The organism is Nocardia sp. NPDC058666 (genome assembly GCF_042714895.1).
Taxonomy (GTDB): Bacteria; Actinomycetota; Actinomycetes; order Mycobacteriales; family Mycobacteriaceae; genus Nocardia.
In genome coordinates this window covers 45,859-61,863 of record NZ_JBHXRY010000015.1, presented here as the reverse complement: position 1 = coordinate 61,863, position 16,005 = coordinate 45,859, and the positions used below count along the sequence as shown (strand labels likewise).

Annotated in this window: 14 protein-coding genes; 7 read left to right on the top strand and 7 right to left on the bottom strand. The window is 66.5% G+C overall.

From position 1 onward, the window contains the following. Positions 1–6: 6 nt before the first annotated feature. Together ACFWVD_RS24895 and ACFWVD_RS24890 are read right to left on the bottom strand one after the other, a co-directional pair. Entirely contained in the window at positions 7–1,038 is a 1,032-nt protein-coding gene (locus ACFWVD_RS24895; RefSeq protein WP_379246680.1) for an o-succinylbenzoate synthase, read from the bottom strand. Between the two features lie 64 nt (positions 1,039–1,102). Further along, positions 1,103–2,272 (bottom strand): thiolase family protein, encoded by a 1,170-nt coding sequence (locus tag ACFWVD_RS24890; RefSeq protein WP_379246678.1) that lies wholly within the window; start codon positions 2,270–2,272, stop codon positions 1,103–1,105. A gap of 97 nt (positions 2,273–2,369) precedes the next feature. Here ACFWVD_RS24890 and ACFWVD_RS24885 point away from each other — a divergent pair, with 97 nt between their 5' ends. Continuing rightward, complete coding sequence (locus ACFWVD_RS24885) at positions 2,370–2,882, top strand: winged helix-turn-helix transcriptional regulator (protein WP_379246676.1); 513 nt, start codon at positions 2,370–2,372, stop codon at positions 2,880–2,882. A 75-nt stretch (positions 2,883–2,957) separates the two neighbouring features. On the opposite strand, the gene ACFWVD_RS24880 is transcribed toward ACFWVD_RS24885, so the two are convergent. Then, positions 2,958–4,037, bottom strand: coding sequence for an ABC transporter ATP-binding protein (locus ACFWVD_RS24880; protein ID WP_379246674.1), 1,080 nt, complete (start codon positions 4,035–4,037; stop codon positions 2,958–2,960). A 198-nt stretch (positions 4,038–4,235) separates the two neighbouring features. On the opposite strand from ACFWVD_RS24880, the gene ACFWVD_RS24875 reads away from it, so the two are divergent. From ACFWVD_RS24875 to ACFWVD_RS24860, 4 genes are all read left to right on the top strand, one after another. Then, the gene (locus ACFWVD_RS24875; RefSeq protein WP_379246672.1) at positions 4,236–5,030 is read left to right on the top strand and encodes an LLM class F420-dependent oxidoreductase; all 795 of its coding nucleotides are present in this window, start codon (positions 4,236–4,238) and stop codon (positions 5,028–5,030) included. A gap of 151 nt (positions 5,031–5,181) precedes the next feature. Beyond that, on the top strand, positions 5,182–6,960 hold the full coding sequence (locus ACFWVD_RS24870) for an ABC transporter substrate-binding protein/permease (protein ID WP_379246670.1): 1,779 nt from the start codon (positions 5,182–5,184) through the stop codon (positions 6,958–6,960). Then, on the top strand, positions 6,957–7,682 hold the full coding sequence (locus tag ACFWVD_RS24865; RefSeq protein ID WP_379246668.1) for an amino acid ABC transporter ATP-binding protein: 726 nt from the start codon (positions 6,957–6,959) through the stop codon (positions 7,680–7,682). The genes ACFWVD_RS24870 and ACFWVD_RS24865 overlap by 4 nt, the downstream gene beginning before the upstream one ends. Positions 7,683–7,777: 95 nt before the next feature. After that, positions 7,778–8,845, top strand: coding sequence for an alpha/beta hydrolase (locus tag ACFWVD_RS24860; protein ID WP_379246666.1), 1,068 nt, complete (start codon positions 7,778–7,780; stop codon positions 8,843–8,845). Position 8,846: 1 nt separating this feature from the next. On the opposite strand, the gene ACFWVD_RS24855 is transcribed toward ACFWVD_RS24860, so the two are convergent. The 4 genes from ACFWVD_RS24855 to ACFWVD_RS24840 all read right to left on the bottom strand — a co-directional run bounded on the left by ACFWVD_RS24855 (position 8,847) and on the right by ACFWVD_RS24840 (position 14,372). Next, positions 8,847–10,064: a CHAT domain-containing protein gene (locus ACFWVD_RS24855; protein WP_379246664.1), complete on the bottom strand. Its 1,218-nt coding sequence runs from the start codon at positions 10,062–10,064 to the stop codon at positions 8,847–8,849. A 167-nt stretch (positions 10,065–10,231) separates the two neighbouring features. Beyond that, positions 10,232–11,746 (bottom strand): tetratricopeptide repeat protein, encoded by a 1,515-nt coding sequence (locus tag ACFWVD_RS24850; RefSeq protein ID WP_379246662.1) that lies wholly within the window; start codon positions 11,744–11,746, stop codon positions 10,232–10,234. A gap of 101 nt (positions 11,747–11,847) precedes the next feature. Next, a complete protein-coding gene (locus ACFWVD_RS24845; protein WP_379246660.1) occupies positions 11,848–13,017 on the bottom strand; it encodes a hypothetical protein in 1,170 nt (389 codons plus the stop codon). Then, positions 13,017–14,372 (bottom strand): hypothetical protein, encoded by a 1,356-nt coding sequence (locus ACFWVD_RS24840; protein WP_379246756.1) that lies wholly within the window; start codon positions 14,370–14,372, stop codon positions 13,017–13,019. Before ACFWVD_RS24840 ends, ACFWVD_RS24845 begins: the two co-directional genes overlap by 1 nt. A gap of 167 nt (positions 14,373–14,539) precedes the next feature. On the opposite strand from ACFWVD_RS24840, the gene ACFWVD_RS24835 reads away from it, so the two are divergent. Further along, entirely contained in the window at positions 14,540–15,040 is a 501-nt protein-coding gene (locus ACFWVD_RS24835; protein WP_379246658.1) for a lipoprotein LpqH, read from the top strand. 35 nt (positions 15,041–15,075) lie between these two features. Beyond that, a complete protein-coding gene (locus tag ACFWVD_RS24830; RefSeq protein ID WP_379246656.1) occupies positions 15,076–15,876 on the top strand; it encodes a hypothetical protein in 801 nt (266 codons plus the stop codon). Positions 15,877–16,005 lie beyond the last annotated feature (129 nt).

Below are 16,005 nucleotides of genomic sequence, written 5' to 3'. Positions count from 1 at the left end.
GTCGAATCAGCTGTCCTCGAGCAGTTCGCTGACGCGGGCGTAGCGCCGTAGCCACCAGTCGACCCGATCCGGGTCGGGGTGGCGGTATTTCTGCATCAGGGTCGGGTCCGGTTCTGGGGGGCTGGTGGGAACTGTCATCCAGCCATCGACCGGGCGCAGTGAATCTGTCACGAGATCGCCTTCGAACAGGGCGAGAGTGCCTAATCCACAAGCGAATTCGAGTTCGGGCAGGGCACCGGCCAGGGCGAGTTGTGCTGCCAACCCCACGCTCGTCTCGAGTGCCGAAGACACCACGGTCGGCAACCCTGCTGCCCCGGCAACAGCCAACGCGCGCCGAACCCCACCCAGCGGCGTGCACTTCAACACCGCCACGTCGGCCGCCCCCGCCACCGCGACTCGCATCGGATCCTCGGCCCGCCGAATCGACTCATCGGCGGCGATAGGCACCGAAACCCGCCGCCGAACCTCGGCCAATTCCTCAATTGTCCGACACGGCTGCTCGACATACTCCAAACCCCCAGCGGCCCTGTCGAGTTCACCGATATTCCGTACAGCGGTCTCCACATCCCACACCGCATTCGCATCAACCCGAACAGCCCCCGATTCCCCGATCGCCTCCCGCACCGCCGCCACCCGCGCCAAATCCTCAGCCAGAGAATCCGGATGATCAGCCACTTTCACTTTCGCAGTGGCACAACCCGATTCCCGAACAATTCGCCCAGCCCGCACAGCATCCACCGCAGGCACAGTGCAATTCACCGGAATCCGATCCCGCACCGGAGCAGGCCACCCCACAGTCACCTGCTCAACGGCAGTGGCCAACCATCCGGCCGCCTCCCGATCGTCATATTCGGGAAACGCGCAGAACTCCCCCCACCCCAACTCGCCGCGAATCAACATCCCCTCGCGCACGGTGATCCCCCGAAACCGCGTCCGCAACGGAATCGCATACACAAACAGGTCGGCGTCCACCCGACCGATCGTAGAGGTCGCGCCGATCGCGTGCGGCCCGCCTACCTGCCGCTGAAAGGCGCCCATTCGACGAAATCGAGGGGCCGCCGAGCCGAACGGCGGCGCTCGCGGTGAGCGCCGCCGTGTCGGTTCACAACCGTTCGATGATGGTGGCGTTGGCGAGGCCGCCCGCTTCGCACATCGTCTGCAATCCGAAACGCGCCCCACGCTGTTGCATGGCGTGGACCAGCGTCGTCATCAACCGCGCCCCGGACGCACCGAGCGGATGCCCGAGCGCGATCGCCCCACCGTTGACGTTCACCCGGCTCATATCGACCCCGGTCGCCTTGGCCCACGCCAGCACCACCGGCGAAAACGCCTCGTTGATCTCGAACAGATCGATATCGGAGATATCGAGACCCGCTCGCCGCAAAACCTTCTCGGTCGCCGGGATAACCGCCGTGAGCATCAGCAACGGATCGTCGCCCGCGACGGAGAAGCTGTGCAGCCGCGCCAACGGCCGCAGTCCGAGCTGCTCGGCGCGTTCGCCGGACATGATCAGCACCGCCGAACTCCCGTCGCTGACCTGACTGGCCGAGGCGGCGGTGATCTCCCAGCCGATCTGCGGGAATCGCGCCGCCATCGCGGGGTCGTAATAGGCCGGCTTCAGTTTCGCGAGGGTATCGAGGGTGCTGCCGACCCGGATCCCCTCATCCGTGCTCAGCCCGTTGATCGGCGCGAGCTCATCCGCGAAGAGCCCGTCTTTGGTTGCCCGAGCGGCCTTTTCGTGACTTCGCAGCGCGAACTCGTCGAGCTGAGTACGAGTGAGCCCCCACTTGGCAGCGATCAGCTCGGCACTGATCCCCTGCGGGACAAGATCCTCGGGATAGCGCTCCGCGAAAGCAACGCCGGACAGATCGGTGGCGCCAACAAGATTGGCCCCCATGGGAACTCGCCCCATCGATTCCACACCCGCGGCCACCACAATGTCATAGGCGCCCGCGATAACCCCTTGTGCCGCAAAGTGAATCGCCTGCTGACTACTACCGCACTGCCGATCCACCGTCGTGGCGGGCACCGATTCCGGATATCCGGCGGCGAGGGCGGCCCGCCGCGTCATATTCGACCCCTGTTCGCCGGCCTGGGTGACGATCCCGCCGATCACATCGTCGATCAGCACCGGATCGATCCCGCTGCGCTCGACCACCGCCCGCAGGCTGTGCGCCAGCAGATCCACAGGATGAACGTCGTGAAGTGCGCCGTTCGGCTTGCCCCGCCCGATCGGGGTGCGTACCGCTTCGACGATGACCGCGTCTCGCATGGGAAGTCCTCTTTCGACAACGCTGACTCTATCTGACAATAGTCAGCGTAAGCGCTAACTATGATCAACTCAAGTCAGAAGAGCTATGATGTTCGGCATGGCAGCCGTGATGGAGGGACCCCTGGCCGATCTCAACAAATGGAACACCGAGGGCTGTTCCATCGCCAAAGCCATGGACCTCATCGGCACCCGCTCCGCGATGCTGATCCTGCGCGAGGCCTACTACGGCACCCGCCGCTTCGACGGTTTCGCCCGCCGCGTCGGCATCACCGACGCCGCCGCCTCCGCCCAACTGCGCAAACTCACCGCCGCCGGCCTGCTGGAAAAACGCCCCTACCAGGAAGAAGGCCAGCGCACCCGCCACGAATACACCCTCACGCAAATGGGCACGGACCTACTCCCCGCGGTAGTGGCCCTATGGCAATGGGGCGACACCTACCTGCAGCCGGGCCCCGCCCCCCTGCTTCGCGTGGACGCCGAAACCGGCGCCCCGGTCACCGTCGACCTACGCACCGAAGACGGAACCGCGGTCCCACTGGACCGCCTGGCGGTCCGAGTCAACCAGCCCTACCTCGACCACCGCGCCGAGCGCCGAAAGGCGGATAGCTGACCACGCTGTGGTGGCGGACCGCACTCGACCGATGCCGCCACCACAGCGTGGTGATCAACTGTCCAACAAGGTGATTCAGCGCAGACGTCGGCCGTCCGCGCTGAAGAAGTACACGTGTTCGGGGTTCACGGTCAGGGACAGGCGTTCGCCCTTGCGTGGCGGGTTGCGCCAATCCACCCGCGCCACAATGGTTTCGCCGGTCTGGCCGCTGGCGCCGTAGGACAGCGCGCGCCCGTAGACGTACGCGTCGGAGCCCAGCTCCTCCACCACGTCGACCTCCATTTCGAGCCCGCCGTCACCCACCTCGAGATGCTCGGGCCGGATGCCGAGCACCACCGAACCCTGACCCGCGTCGGCCACCCCGCGCGGCACCCGCACCGGGTACCCGCCGATGGTGACGGCCCCGTTGTGCACGGGCAGCGTGAACAGGTTCATCGCGGGCGACCCCATGAACCCGGCCACGAACATGTTCGCCGGATCCCGGTAGAGGTCGCGCGGCGACGCACACTGTTGCAGCAGACCATCTTTGAGCACCGCGACCCGGTCGCCCATGGTCATCGCCTCGACCTGGTCGTGCGTCACGTACACCGTGGTGGTCCCCAGCCGCCGCTGCAACTGCGCGATCTGGGTACGGGTCTGCACGCGCAGCTTGGCGTCGAGGTTCGACAGCGGTTCGTCCATCAGGAACACCCGAGGCTGTCGCACGATCGCCCGCCCCATCGCGACCCGCTGCCGCTGCCCGCCGGACAGCGCCTTCGGCTTGCGGTCCAGGTACTGCTCGAGGTCGAGCAGCTTGGCCGCCTCCAACACCCGCTCATCGCGCTCGGCCTTGGACACCTTGGCCAGTTTCAGCGCGAACCCCATGTTCTCCGCCACCGACATATGCGGGTACAGCGCATAGTTCTGGAAAACCATCGCGATATCGCGATCCTTGGGCTCGGCGTTCGTCACATCTTTATCGCCGATCCGAATACACCCACCATTGACCTCTTCGAGCCCGGCCAACATCCGCAACGAAGTGGACTTCCCACACCCCGACGGCCCGACGAGCACCAGGAACTCGCCATCAGCGATCTCGAGATCGAGCGCGTCGACCGCGGGTTTGGTAGCACCGGCATAAAGCCGAGTAGCGCGGTCGAAAGTAACAGTAGCCATGCGTAGATCAACATCCCATCCCGGCAGGAACGTGCCGGACGATCCGAGTACAGGGTCTCCACTCTTACGAGCGCCATCACATTAGCCGCCGGGGCGACAGCCTGCTCAGATCCATCGCAGGTTGGTCTGTGGCGGCTCATAACGCCTGCGGGTAGCCTCGGGCACGGAGTCGATCCGAGCCCTCGAGGAGCTAACGGTATGAGTCGTCCGGTGCGTATCGGAGTTCAGCTTCAGCCTCAGCATGCGCCTGATTACGGGCTTATTCGGGATGCGGTGTTGCGGGCGGAGGAGGTGGGAGTTGATGTCGTGTTCAACTGGGATCACTTCTTTCCGTTGACCGGTGATCCCGAGGGGGCGCACTTCGAGTGTTGGACGATGCTCGGGGCGTGGGCGGAGCAGACCGAGCGGGTGGAGTTGGGGGCGTTGGTTACCGGGGGTGGGTATCGCAATCCTGATCTGTTGGCCGATATGGCGCGCACGGTGGACAACATCAGTGGGGGTCGGCTGATTCTGGGGATCGGGGCGGGCTGGTTCGAGCGGGATTATGACGAGTACGGGTACGAATTCGGCACTGCGGGAAGCCGATTGGCGTTGTTGAAGGAGAGCTTGGCGCGCATCGATGCTCGTCTGGCGAAACTGAATCCGCCGCCGGTGCGGAAACTGCCGATTCTCATCGGTGGTGGTGGCGAACGGAAGACTTTGCGCTTGGTCGCCGAGTACGCCGATATCTGGCATTCGTTCGCCGATGTGGCGACGTTGACGCATAAGAACGAGGTCTTGGCGCAGCACGCGGCGCAGGTCGGGACCGACGCGGCGCGGATCGAGCGGTCGGTGCAGTGGCAGGGGCGCGACAGTGCGAAGGCGCTGCACGATATCGGCGTCACGCTGTTCACCGTCGGTGTCTCGGGTCCCGAGTACGACCTCACGGAGGTTCGCCGTGCGATCGAATGGCGCGACGAGGTGAACCCCGAACTGCTCGAGGGTCTGGCCTGAGCCGGTCCGGAACTCTCGCCCGCGCTGTGCTGGTGGCAACTCCCGGATCTGCACGGATCGGCAATGCCGCCGACGATTCCGGTAGGACCTGCGTCATACCGCCGCGCTGCGTAACCTTCGATTCGTAAGGTTGCGGCTAGGGTTTATCGCCATGGCAGGTGTACGAACCAAGGCGCGGATCGCCGCCCTCTTGCTCCTCGTCGGCGTCGCGGCGACCGGCTGCGGTGGCTCCGACAGCAGCACCGCACGCGACCTCTGTTCCCCGCCGGGCGCGTCCGCTGCGTCCGCCGCCCCGGCCAATCTCGCCGCCGGGGAAACCGCGGGCCCCGACCGCTACACCACCGCCACCACGGCCCCCGTCGACACGATCGACACCTCGAAACTCGGCCTGCTCAACCCGGGCGTGCTCAGCGTCGGCACCCTGTCCGACGCCCCGCCGAGCATCTGCGTCAACAGCAAGGGCTCGTTCACCGGCTTCGACAACGAACTACTCGCCGCGATGGCCGCGAAACTCGGTCTGCGCGTGGAGTTCTCGGGCACCGAGTTCGCCGGCCTGCTGGCTCAGGTGTCGGGTAAGCGTTTCGACGTCGGCTCGTCCAACATCACCACCACCGACGCCCGCCGCGAAATGGTCGGCTTCACCAACGGCTACGACTTCGGCTACTTCTCCCTGGTCGTCCCACAGAACAGCGCGGTCAAGGGCTTCGGCGACCTGACAAGCAGTTCGCGCATCGCGGTGGTGCAGGGCACCGTGCAGGACGAGTTCGTGGTGAACCAGCTGAAGCTGGACCCGGTGAAGTTCCCCGATTACAACACCGCGTACGCGAACTTGAAGTCCGGTCAGGTCGACGCGTGGGTCGCGCCGTCCGCGCAGGCCGAGGGCGCGATCAAGCCCGGCGACGGAATCGTGGTCTCGCAGAACACGTTCAGCCTCGACAACTTCGTCGGCTACGCGGTGGCCAAGAACAACCAGCCGCTGATCGACGCACTGAACTCGGGCCTGGACGCGGTGATCGCCGACGGCACCTACGCCCGCCTCTACGCCGACTGGGTCCCCCGCGAACTCCCGCCCGGCTGGAAGCCCGGCTCGAAAGCCGCACCGGCACCACAACTTCCGGATTTCAAAGCACTGGCAGCCGAAAAGACCCCGGAGACAGAACAAGTCGCGCAGAAGTCGACCCTGCAGCAGTTGAAGGACACCTTCTTCGACTGGTCGCTGTACCGTCAGGCCTTCCCCGACCTGATCAAGACCGGCCTGCCGAATACTCTTATCCTGGCGCTGGTTTCGGGCATTCTCGGCACCGTGATCGGCATGTTGCTGGCGGTGATGGGCATCTCCAGAACCCGCTGGTTGCGCTGGCCCGCCCGCGTCTACACCGACATCTTCCGCGGCCTGCCCGCCGTGGTGATCATCCTGCTGATCGGCCTCGGCATCGGCCCGGTGGTCCGCAATCTCACCGGCGGCAACCCGTACTGGCTCGGCGCGGTCGCGCTTGCCCTGCTGTCGTCGGCCTATATCGGCGAGATCTTCCGCTCCGGCATCCAGTCGGTGGAGCCCGGCCAGCTCGAAGCCGCGCGCGCGATCGGTTTCGGCTACCGCCAGGCCATGACACTGGTGGTGATCCCGCAGGGTGTGCGCCGGGTGCTGCCCGCGTTGATGAACCAGTTCATCGCGTTGATCAAGGACTCGTCGCTGATCTACTTCCTCGGCCTGCTCGCCTCCCAGCGCGAACTGTTCGCAGTGGGCCGCGACCTCAACGCGCAGACCGGCAACCTGTCCCCGCTGGTCGCCGCGGGCCTGATGTACCTAGTGCTCACCATCCCGCTCACCCACCTGGTCAACTACATCGACCAGCGCATGCGCACCGGCAAACCGACCCCCGCCGACCCGCTCGAGCAGGCCGTCATCACAGAAGGGCGAGGCGCGTGAGTGCATCTCTCACCGGCACCGGGCTGAACCTCACGCTCGGTAACAACCACATCCTGCGCGGGGTCGACATCCACGTCGAGGCGGGCCACGCCACCACCGTCATCGGCCCGTCCGGTTCGGGTAAATCGACCCTGCTGCGCGTGCTCAACCGCCTGCACGAACCCGACTCCGGCGACGTGCTCCTCGACGGCAAATCGGTGCTGAAGGACAACCCCGACAAGCTGCGCCAACGCATCGGCATGGTCTTCCAGCAGTTCAACCTGTTCCCGCACAAGACCGTCGCCGACAACATCGTGCTCGGCCCCCGCAAGTTGCGCGGCCTGTCCGCCGACGAGGCAAGGGCGGTCGCGATGGAGCAGCTCGAGATCGTCGGCCTGGCCGACAAGGCCGACGCGCGTCCCGGTTCGCTGTCGGGCGGCCAGCAACAGCGGGTGGCGATCGCGCGCGCACTGGCGATGAAACCGGAACTGATGTTCTTCGACGAGGCCACCTCCGCGCTGGACCCGGAGCTGGTCAAGGGCGTGCTCGCGCTGATGGCGGACCTGGCTTCCGGCGGCATGTCGATGATCGTGGTCACCCACGAAATGGGTTTCGCGCGCGAGGTTTCCGACAGTGTCGTGTTCATGGATCAGGGCGTGGTCGTGGAGACCGGCACCCCCGACGCCCTGTTCGACGACGCGCAAACTCCCCGCCTGCGCCGTTTCCTCGATCAGGTCCTGTAACCAGGCTCGACCAACTGTCGGTGCGCCCGATACTGTCTGTCTTCTGGCGGTCTGCGTGATGTCCGCCACGTGATAGATGGGGACGATTTCCGCCGATGGGCAAAACAATCAGGCGCGCACTGGCTTTCGGTGTCGTCGGCAGTGTGCTGGCCGCGTGTGTCGCGACGTTCGGCGCGGGCATCAGCCTGGCCGACGGCCGCGATCCGATCGTGGAATCCAAGAAACTGTTCGCGTCCACGGCCACCGCCAACGGTTCGAACATCCTGTCCAGCCGCGTCGATGGTCGAGAGCTGACGATGCTGGTGTTCTCCGCGTCGATGAACAAGGGCATCACCGTCCGTGTTCAGCGCCCCAAGGACGCATCCGTGCCACGCCCGGTCCTGTACCTGCTGAACGGTGCGGGCGGCGGCGAGGACCGTGCGACGTGGTGGCGCAACACCGACGTCGGCAATTTCCTGGCCACCAAGGACGTCAATGTGGTGATGCCGGTCGGCGGCGCCTGGGCGTACTACACCGACTGGCAGCACGACGACCCGGCGCTGGGCCGCAACAAATGGCGCACCTTCCTGCTCGATGAACTCCCGCCCCTGGTCGACGCGGCGCTTGGCACCAACGGCGTCAACGCCATCGCCGCCAACTCGATGACCGCGACCGCGGTTCTTCAACTGGCACAGGCGAAGCCGGGCTTCTACCAGTCGGTGGCCGGCTACAGCGGCTGCGCGCAGATCTCCGACCCGATCGGCAAACAGTTCACCAAACTGGTCGTGGAAACCTACGGCGGCGGCGACGTCCGCAACATGTACGGCCCCGACGACGACCCGGCGTGGGTAGCCAACGACCCGGTCGTGCACGCCGAAAAGCTGCGCGGCACAAGGCTGTACATCTCCGACGCCTCCGGCCTGCCCGGCCCGCACGACCACATCGACGACCCGAACATGATGAACCCCACGCCCGTCGGGCTGGCCAACCAACTGGTCCTGGGCGGCATCATCGAAGCAGCGGTCAGCTGGTGCACCCGCAACCTGGAATCCCGCCTGACCGCCCTGAACATCCCCGCCACCTTCGACCACCAACCCACCGGCACCCACTCCTGGGGCTACTGGCAAGACGCCTTCTACCGCTCCTGGCCAACCCTCGCGTCAGGCCTCGGCCTGCCCGAATAGTTCAGCCGGTGACGGTGGCGAAGGCGGCCCACAGGAGGGGGGAGTTTTCGAGGGTGGGGGTGGTTTGCCAGGTGGCGAGGCGGGATCTTTGCCAGGTCAGGAGGGTGGGGATGGGTGTGGGGGAATCGTGTGCGGTGTCTACGGCGCAGATGGCGGCTTGCAGGGGGTAGGTGGTGGTGGGGGTGAGGGTGTGGAAGGCGTGGTCGGTGGGGAGTGGCCAGCGGGTGGCGGTGACGAGTTCCGCGCCTGCGGAGAGGGCGGCGGTGGTCAGGCCGAGGGCCTCGGTGAAGCGGAGGTCGCCGCCGCTTTCGCAGGCGATGAGGGCGACTCGGCTCGGCATCGGCCAGAGGTCGCGGCCTGCGGTCGGCGTCGGGTCGAGGGAATGGGTGCCAAGGAGGAGATCCTTCGCCGAGAGGGGGCGGTGGGTGCGGTTCGGGGTGGCGAAGCCGCGGGTGTCGGCGGTGCAGCTCAGGTGCAGTTCGGCGTGTTCGCTGTAGCCGGATTCCGGTGTGGCAGAGGTGACATGGCCGACGTAGACGAGTCGGCTCGCGCCTTGGCGGAGGACATCGGACAGCCAGTCGCGGTCGGTGTCGGTGCGGCGGAAGAGGTCGACCGGGTCTGATGCGTGGGGGAGCAGGCGAGCACCGTAGCGGCTGAAGTGTTGGGCCACTGTGCTTTCCGCGTTTGGGCGGCCTAGTACCGAGCCGAGTTCGGAGTCCGCGCGGAAACCGGGCACGCGCGGATCGAGTATCGCGACTACGGGTAGGTCGCGAGTTTCGTTCCAGCGGTGCACTATTCGCTCCGGCGAATGAACCACCGATACCGGCGCCAGCAGGCTCACATCGGCGATATCGAGCAGACGGATCGCGGGGTCGGGCGCGATGATCTCCCACGGAACCTGTGCGAGTCGTGGTGACGGTTGAATTCGCAGATGCGGCCGGATGCCGCGCTGGGACAGTTCGTAGAGCTGCACGGCCAATCCGTACGGCAACAGTGCGCGTGACAATGCCTGTGCCAGAGCGCTTTCCGCTGTGGGATCGACGAGGGCGCCCTCGGTCATGACCCGCCGCAGATCCTCGGGTCGCGCGGGATCGGGCACCGCGCCGGCCAGCGTTCGCAGCACTTCGCGCACCTCGTCGCGAGGCAGCACCGCGACACCGCGCGCCAAGGCATCATCGGCCCACCGCCACGATACGTAGACGTCGCCCGCGTCCGCCATCCGCAGGAAGGCAGTCGGCGAGGTTATCGCTCCGGATGGCAGGGTGTTCGTTGGCGTCGAAGCCACTGCTGAGGAGGCATCCTCTGAGGTCGGAGGCATGACCGCGTGGTCAGGCGGTGCCGATTCCGTGCCGGTCTCGTTCGGTCTGCGGTTCGGCGGCTGTGGGTTCACAGTGCGATCATTCGCTGGTCGCGGACGGGGCGGCCGTAACGTTGCTCGGCGTAGGTGATGAAGTCCGACAGCACTATTCGCTCACCGTCGACCAGGCGTGGTGGCGGTGCGACGGGAATGCCCGCCGCTGCGGCGACCTCGGCGAGCGCGGTGCCGAGTTGTAGTGCGGGCGCGGCAATTTCCTCGGGCAGGGTGAGGTCGAGTAGTTCGAAGCTGAGCGTCGGGGCGACCGGCTCGGTGAAGGCGGTGAGATCGAGAGTTGTTCCCGCGCACTGCGTATCGATCAGATCGCTGACCAGCTGGCCGTTGCCGGAGAGAGCGGCGCAGTGGAAGGCCAGCCGCATGGCGGGTTCGGCGACGGTGCGATGCCAGTGTTCGCGCTGGTTGCCGTTGGGGAGTGTGTGGCGAACGGCGTCGATGGCGAGGGCGGCGGGCACGGCCAGGGAGACCACGCGGCTGAGGAGGGCCGGATCTGGTTGTGCTGCTTCCTCGATCGCGTCGTGCAGCAGTTCCGCATGCCAGTAGTCGAGTTGGGCGCAGTGCATTCCGAGTCCGTGTGCGGCGTAGACGGCGAACGACACGTCGAGTAGTTCTTCGGCGGCGCCGAGATCACCCTCGGCGCAGGCGACGGTGGCGAGTCGCAGTCGCACGTCGGCCGCGTCCACCACGGCACCGGTGGCGTCGAACTGCTTCAGCGCGGTCTCGTAATGCGCACGGGCCGCGCCTGATTCACCTCGACGCTCGGCGAGAAAGCCCATCGTCTTCGCTCCGATCCCACACCGATGCCCCAGCTCAGCCGCCTCGAAGAACGCCTGACTGGCCCGCAACGGCGCCTCGGCCTCGTCGAAGCGCCCCGCCCGCACCAGCATGGTGGCCAGGTTCTGCCGCGACTCGGCGACGGCGTCGTCGGCACCCGCTGCGGTGAACGCGGCCACACTTTGTCGAGCGAAGTCGACGGCGAGTTCCCAGCGCCCGGTTTCGAACGAGCAGGCAGCCAGGTTCATCAGCGGATGACCGGCCAGCTCCGGTGCGAAACGCTCTGTCACGCCGAGTGATTCGGTGGCCAATTCGCCCGCGCGTGCCCACTGCTGTCGATGCAACGCCACCGCCGTCAGCGACAAAAGGCACGCCACCCGCAGGAATCCTTGGTCGGTGCTGTCCGCGAGCAGTGCCCGCGCCTCCTCGAGCACATCCTGCGCCGCGTCGAACTCACCCAGATGCTGAAAGGCTTGCGACAGGTTCACCAAAGCCCCAGGTCGCTGGTGTGCGGCGTCCGCGGACATCTCGGTGAGGGCAGTCCGGAACAGGGCCACCGCCCGCCGATGATCCCCGAGCTCGTCGGCCATACTCGCCGCGTTGACCAGCGCCGCACTACGCAACCGAGGTGCCGCACCGTCGGCCGCCTTCTCGAAGATCTCCAGCGCGGTAGCCACCTCGCCCCGCTGGTAGGCGGCGTATCCCGCGGTGAGCTGCGCGTCGTCCCGGTCGGATGTTCGGCCGGTGGCTGCCATCTATGTGCTCCCGTCCAGCGCCCACGCTGGACGGACATTCTTCGCGCCAATGGTCGGATTTCGCACCAACGTGGCGAGAAATGGACGCTCAGCGTGGCGCATCAGAAGTCCTCATCCGACTCGGCTGCCGCTACCTCGGCGTCCAACCCCGCACCCGCAACACCGCCGAGACGGCGGCGGGCGAACCCACGAACCTGTTCGCGAGCTGCCACATCGTCCACTGGATTTGCAGGCCCGACCGCAGGAACGAAAACGGTGACCTCGAGCGAGGTGTCCGGTGTCCCGGGGATCTCGGCCGTTCCCGTCCAGACGTCCCCGCGCAGAAGCAACGCGATCTCCACGCCGGCAGACGGGAGCGACCCTGCGTGATCATCTCGGGCGGACGAATGACCCCGCTCGGGGTTCGACGAATGCGACCTCGCGACCGACCGCACGCGTGCGAAAGGCCGAAGGTGTTCGGGGACGGCGCCCCGGCAATCGGGCGCGGCGACCACATTGACCTGCACCGTCGACACCCCGGCCGCCCGCGTCGCCAGCCAGGACACCGCGTGCTCGCTCGCGTCGAGAATTCCGGGCGGGCAACGTCGCCAATCCCATCCACCACTTCCACGCGCGACTGTCAGCCCGTCAACCGGATCCGAACCGCCCGCGGCCAGTGCGTAATCGTCTGCACGGCCCCGAGATCCGAGATGCGCCACTCCCTCTCGCGAACCGCCCCCTTCGTAAGGCTGCCTGCTCGAAGTGATCCCGTCATCGCCGGCTCCCGTATCAGCGGCATCGTCACCGTGCGCCACCTCTCGCGACACCGCGCCGTCATGCGGAACGTCTCCGTCCTCACCGAGCACCATCTCGCATGTCTCGCTGAGCGATTCGATCTCATCCGACAGCAACCGAGCATCCAGCGACGCAATCCCATCGATAGTGGACGCAGGCCACCATCGACTCGCCCAGTGCGCATACGCAAGTCGCCGCAGTGCAACTACAAGTTCCGGCCGAGCAGGCACGGCTGTGAGTGATTGTGGATGAATTCCAGACACAGCCAACGCGACCGCTTCGCCATAAACCGCCCACACCCAATCCTGCGCCGCCTCGACATCATCGAGCACCGCAGCAGGCAGGTCTCCACCATCGAGAACCCAACTCAAATGGCCACCAACAACTTCGAGCACCAGCACGTCGAGCCCAAGCGAACCATCGGTGACCAACGGCGCACCGTCGACACCGATCACAAGCAACCCAGGTTCCACACGGCGAAGTTCGACAACAGTCATCAACTGGCCCTCGCTTCCACCACAGCCGCCTCAGCGGTGAGCACCTGTTTGACCCGCGCACGGTGATCCAGCATCACCGACCGCGCGACCCCGTCGAGCAGATCCCACAGCTCACCCGGCTCGTACACCGGCATCTCCCGCACGTCCCGCCCATGCAATCGCACCCACAACCTGCGCAGATACGGCCGCCACGGCGTCCGTAACTCCGCCGCCACCACCGCCAGCGGCCCCACCCCGTCGACCCCATGCACCGCATACCGCCGCGCCTGCAGCACATACCCTTCACGCCGCCACCGACTGTTGACCACCTCGTGCGCCCGCGAAGTCATGCCGGATGAGTTCACGTTCCGCAAATCGGCGGTGCTCGTTCCGGATACGGGCCGTCCCGACACGAGATCCGTAAGTCCAGGCACGGGCGAGAGTCCCAGCGCCAGTTCACAACCCGCCGCCGCGGCGACCCGCAGCGACTCATCGAGCAACCCCCACGGCGAACAACTACGCGAAATCTCCCGCGTCACCAGCTCCGGAATCTCCGGCAGGTCGGTCCGATCGAGACTGCCCTGCAGCACCGTGAACACCCGCTCGTACACGGTCCGGTCGAACGGCAGCCCCAGATTCGAGGTCGACGCCGACGCGCCCAACTCGGGTCGCCGCGGACTCGAATGCATGGTGAGCCCCAGGTCATCGGCGCCATGAGCCGGATGCTCCAACCACAGGGCGATGCCGCGATGAGTGCCGGCCCGGTCGTCGACGATGTCGTCGAACAGCGGCCCGGCATCGGCGGGATCACCTTCGCGCGCCAGCGTGCACGCTTCGAGTAGCTCGGTCAGCTCGGCCGCCAGATCGCGAGCGCCATACGGCGCGAGGGGCCGTCGAGACCAGGCGACGTCCAGCAGTGCATTCAGCTCGGCCGCTCGATCACTATCTGTCACATAGCTTTTCAGCGCGGCAGTAGTCCGCCCACCCGTACTTTCGTGGACCTCGCGCAATGTCTGCTCGGCCCGCGCCCGTCCATCATCGCCGGGCGCACCGCACATGATCGCAAGCTCGAAGCACCGCTGAAAGTACAGATCCTGCGCATTCCCCTCGGTGATCCGCAACGCCCGCCGCACCTGCTTGAGCACCGTGAACCACGCCGCACACGCCCGCAGGGTGTCGGACTGCGCGTGCACCAGCGCGGTCAACAGGGCGATCCCGTCGGCATCGAGCACGCTCGCCGCCAGCGCCGGATGCTGCATCGGCCGCAACACCAGCGGATCGAGAATCAACTTCACCGTCCGCCGCAACGGCCCACCGGCGGCCCCGCTCAGCGCGTCGACCCCATCCAACTCCCGCCACACCTCATCGAGAACCATGGCGCGCGGTCTGAGCATCGCACCAGGTTATAGGTATTTCCGGCCACCGGCGCCCCGGTTCGAAACCCTCGCACCGCCCCAAAGTTGGGATCGGTAGGCGGCGCGAAGTTTCTACCTTTCTCTCAACGGGTTACCAACCAGACCCACTCCAGAGAAACGGAAACACCATGAACACCAAGCTGATCGCCGCCCTCGCCGCCACCGCCACCGCACTGGTCGTCACCGGCTGCAGCGACACTCCCGCCGCCACCACCTCCCCGAGCTCGTCGGCCTCCGCGCCGGCCGGTAACTCCACCGCCAGCGTCGACGGCAAGGAATTCACCGCGAAGTTCGACACCACCTGCGCCAAGCAGGCGGGCACCCTGGCCCTCGCCCTGACCGACACCGCCAACCCCACCTACGGCAGCCTCTCGGTCAGCGCCTCGATCGAGGGCGACAAGGTCCAGGCCGTCGCCATCGGCGGCAGCCAGGGCGGCGCCAACGGAATGCCGTACGCGGTCGGCTACGGCAATGGCCAGCCCGGCGGTTCCGCCACCCTGACCAAGGACGGCAACACCTACCGCGTCACCGGCGAGGGCATCAGCGCCGACATGACCAACCCGCTGGCAGGCCCGTCGACCGCGAAGTTCGACATCACCTTCGCCTGCTCCACCATCGTCGGCGCCTGACCCATCCGCGACCCGGTCGCACAAGGAGAACTGTCATGAAATCCAAGCTCCGTGCGACCGCGGTCGCCTTCGGAATCCTCGCAGTCGGCTACTACCTCTACTACGGCCTCACCTACACCCCCGACGAATACACCGGCGCGATGCTCGGCTGGGTCGGCCCGCACATGGCCCTGCCGATCATCGCCCTCACCCTCGTCCCGATGGTCTTCGCCTTCACCGGCGACGGCATCCTCGAGGCTTTCACCGGCCGCAACAGCGGCGAGTTCCGCGACGCCGAAGTGGGCATCGGCACCATCACGTCATACCGGCAGACCGGCGTTTCGGTGAACGACCAACCGCAGGTCAAGATCGCTTTCCGGGTCGAGGGGTCCGATGGAAAGGTCTTCGACTCGCACGCCAAGATGATCGTGCCGCTCACCGAACTGGCCCTGCTGCAGCCGGGCGTGGTCCTGCCGGTCCGCTACCTGCCTGGCCGCACCGACAAGGTCGAGATCGACCGTTCCGGCGACAACGGCGCAGCTCAGCGCGCCATGAACGAGTCGCTGATCCGCAAGGGCATCACCACCCGAGGCAAGCTCGACATCGCCGAACGCGGGATCGCCGCCCAAGCCGTGGTCCGCAGCCTCGACGTCCCCGGTCACATCCGCGGCGGTTACACCCAGATCGGACTCGGCCTGGTGGTCACCCGCCCCGACGGGACCACGTTCGAGACCCGTGCCGAAAAGTACCTTCCCCCAACGGCAATCGCGTCGGTGCAGGTCGGCCGGATCGTCCAGGTGCACTACCTGCCCGGCGACGATCAGGAGGTGGTGATCGCCCTTCCGGTCAACGCCTGATGACAATTCGCTCGGCGGGGGGGGGGGGCGCCCCCCAGCCGGCGCCGAAGCGAACAGGGCCCTCAGTTTTCGTCTCCCTTTTCCTCCCCCCCCCCCCCCCCCTCCCTCCCCCCCCCCCCCCCCCCCCAC

Coding starts and splice junctions, on each gene's coding strand:
- ACFWVD_RS24895 (WP_379246680.1), bottom strand. CDS start 1,038: ATGGGCGCCTTTCAGCGGCAGGTAGGCGGGCCGCACGCGATCGGCGCG.
- ACFWVD_RS24890 (WP_379246678.1), bottom strand. CDS start 2,272: ATGCGAGACGCGGTCATCGTCGAAGCGGTACGCACCCCGATCGGGCGG.
- ACFWVD_RS24885 (WP_379246676.1), top strand. CDS start 2,370: ATGGCAGCCGTGATGGAGGGACCCCTGGCCGATCTCAACAAATGGAAC.
- ACFWVD_RS24880 (WP_379246674.1), bottom strand. CDS start 4,037: ATGGCTACTGTTACTTTCGACCGCGCTACTCGGCTTTATGCCGGTGCT.
- ACFWVD_RS24875 (WP_379246672.1), top strand. CDS start 4,236: ATGAGTCGTCCGGTGCGTATCGGAGTTCAGCTTCAGCCTCAGCATGCG.
- ACFWVD_RS24870 (WP_379246670.1), top strand. CDS start 5,182: ATGGCAGGTGTACGAACCAAGGCGCGGATCGCCGCCCTCTTGCTCCTC.
- ACFWVD_RS24860 (WP_379246666.1), top strand. CDS start 7,778: ATGGGCAAAACAATCAGGCGCGCACTGGCTTTCGGTGTCGTCGGCAGT.
- ACFWVD_RS24855 (WP_379246664.1), bottom strand. CDS start 10,064: ATGGCGGACGCGGGCGACGTCTACGTATCGTGGCGGTGGGCCGATGAT.
- ACFWVD_RS24850 (WP_379246662.1), bottom strand. CDS start 11,746: ATGGCAGCCACCGGCCGAACATCCGACCGGGACGACGCGCAGCTCACC.
- ACFWVD_RS24845 (WP_379246660.1), bottom strand. CDS start 13,017: ATGACTGTTGTCGAACTTCGCCGTGTGGAACCTGGGTTGCTTGTGATC.
- ACFWVD_RS24840 (WP_379246756.1), bottom strand. CDS start 14,372: ATGGTTCTCGATGAGGTGTGGCGGGAGTTGGATGGGGTCGACGCGCTG.
- ACFWVD_RS24835 (WP_379246658.1), top strand. CDS start 14,540: ATGAACACCAAGCTGATCGCCGCCCTCGCCGCCACCGCCACCGCACTG.
- ACFWVD_RS24830 (WP_379246656.1), top strand. CDS start 15,076: ATGAAATCCAAGCTCCGTGCGACCGCGGTCGCCTTCGGAATCCTCGCA.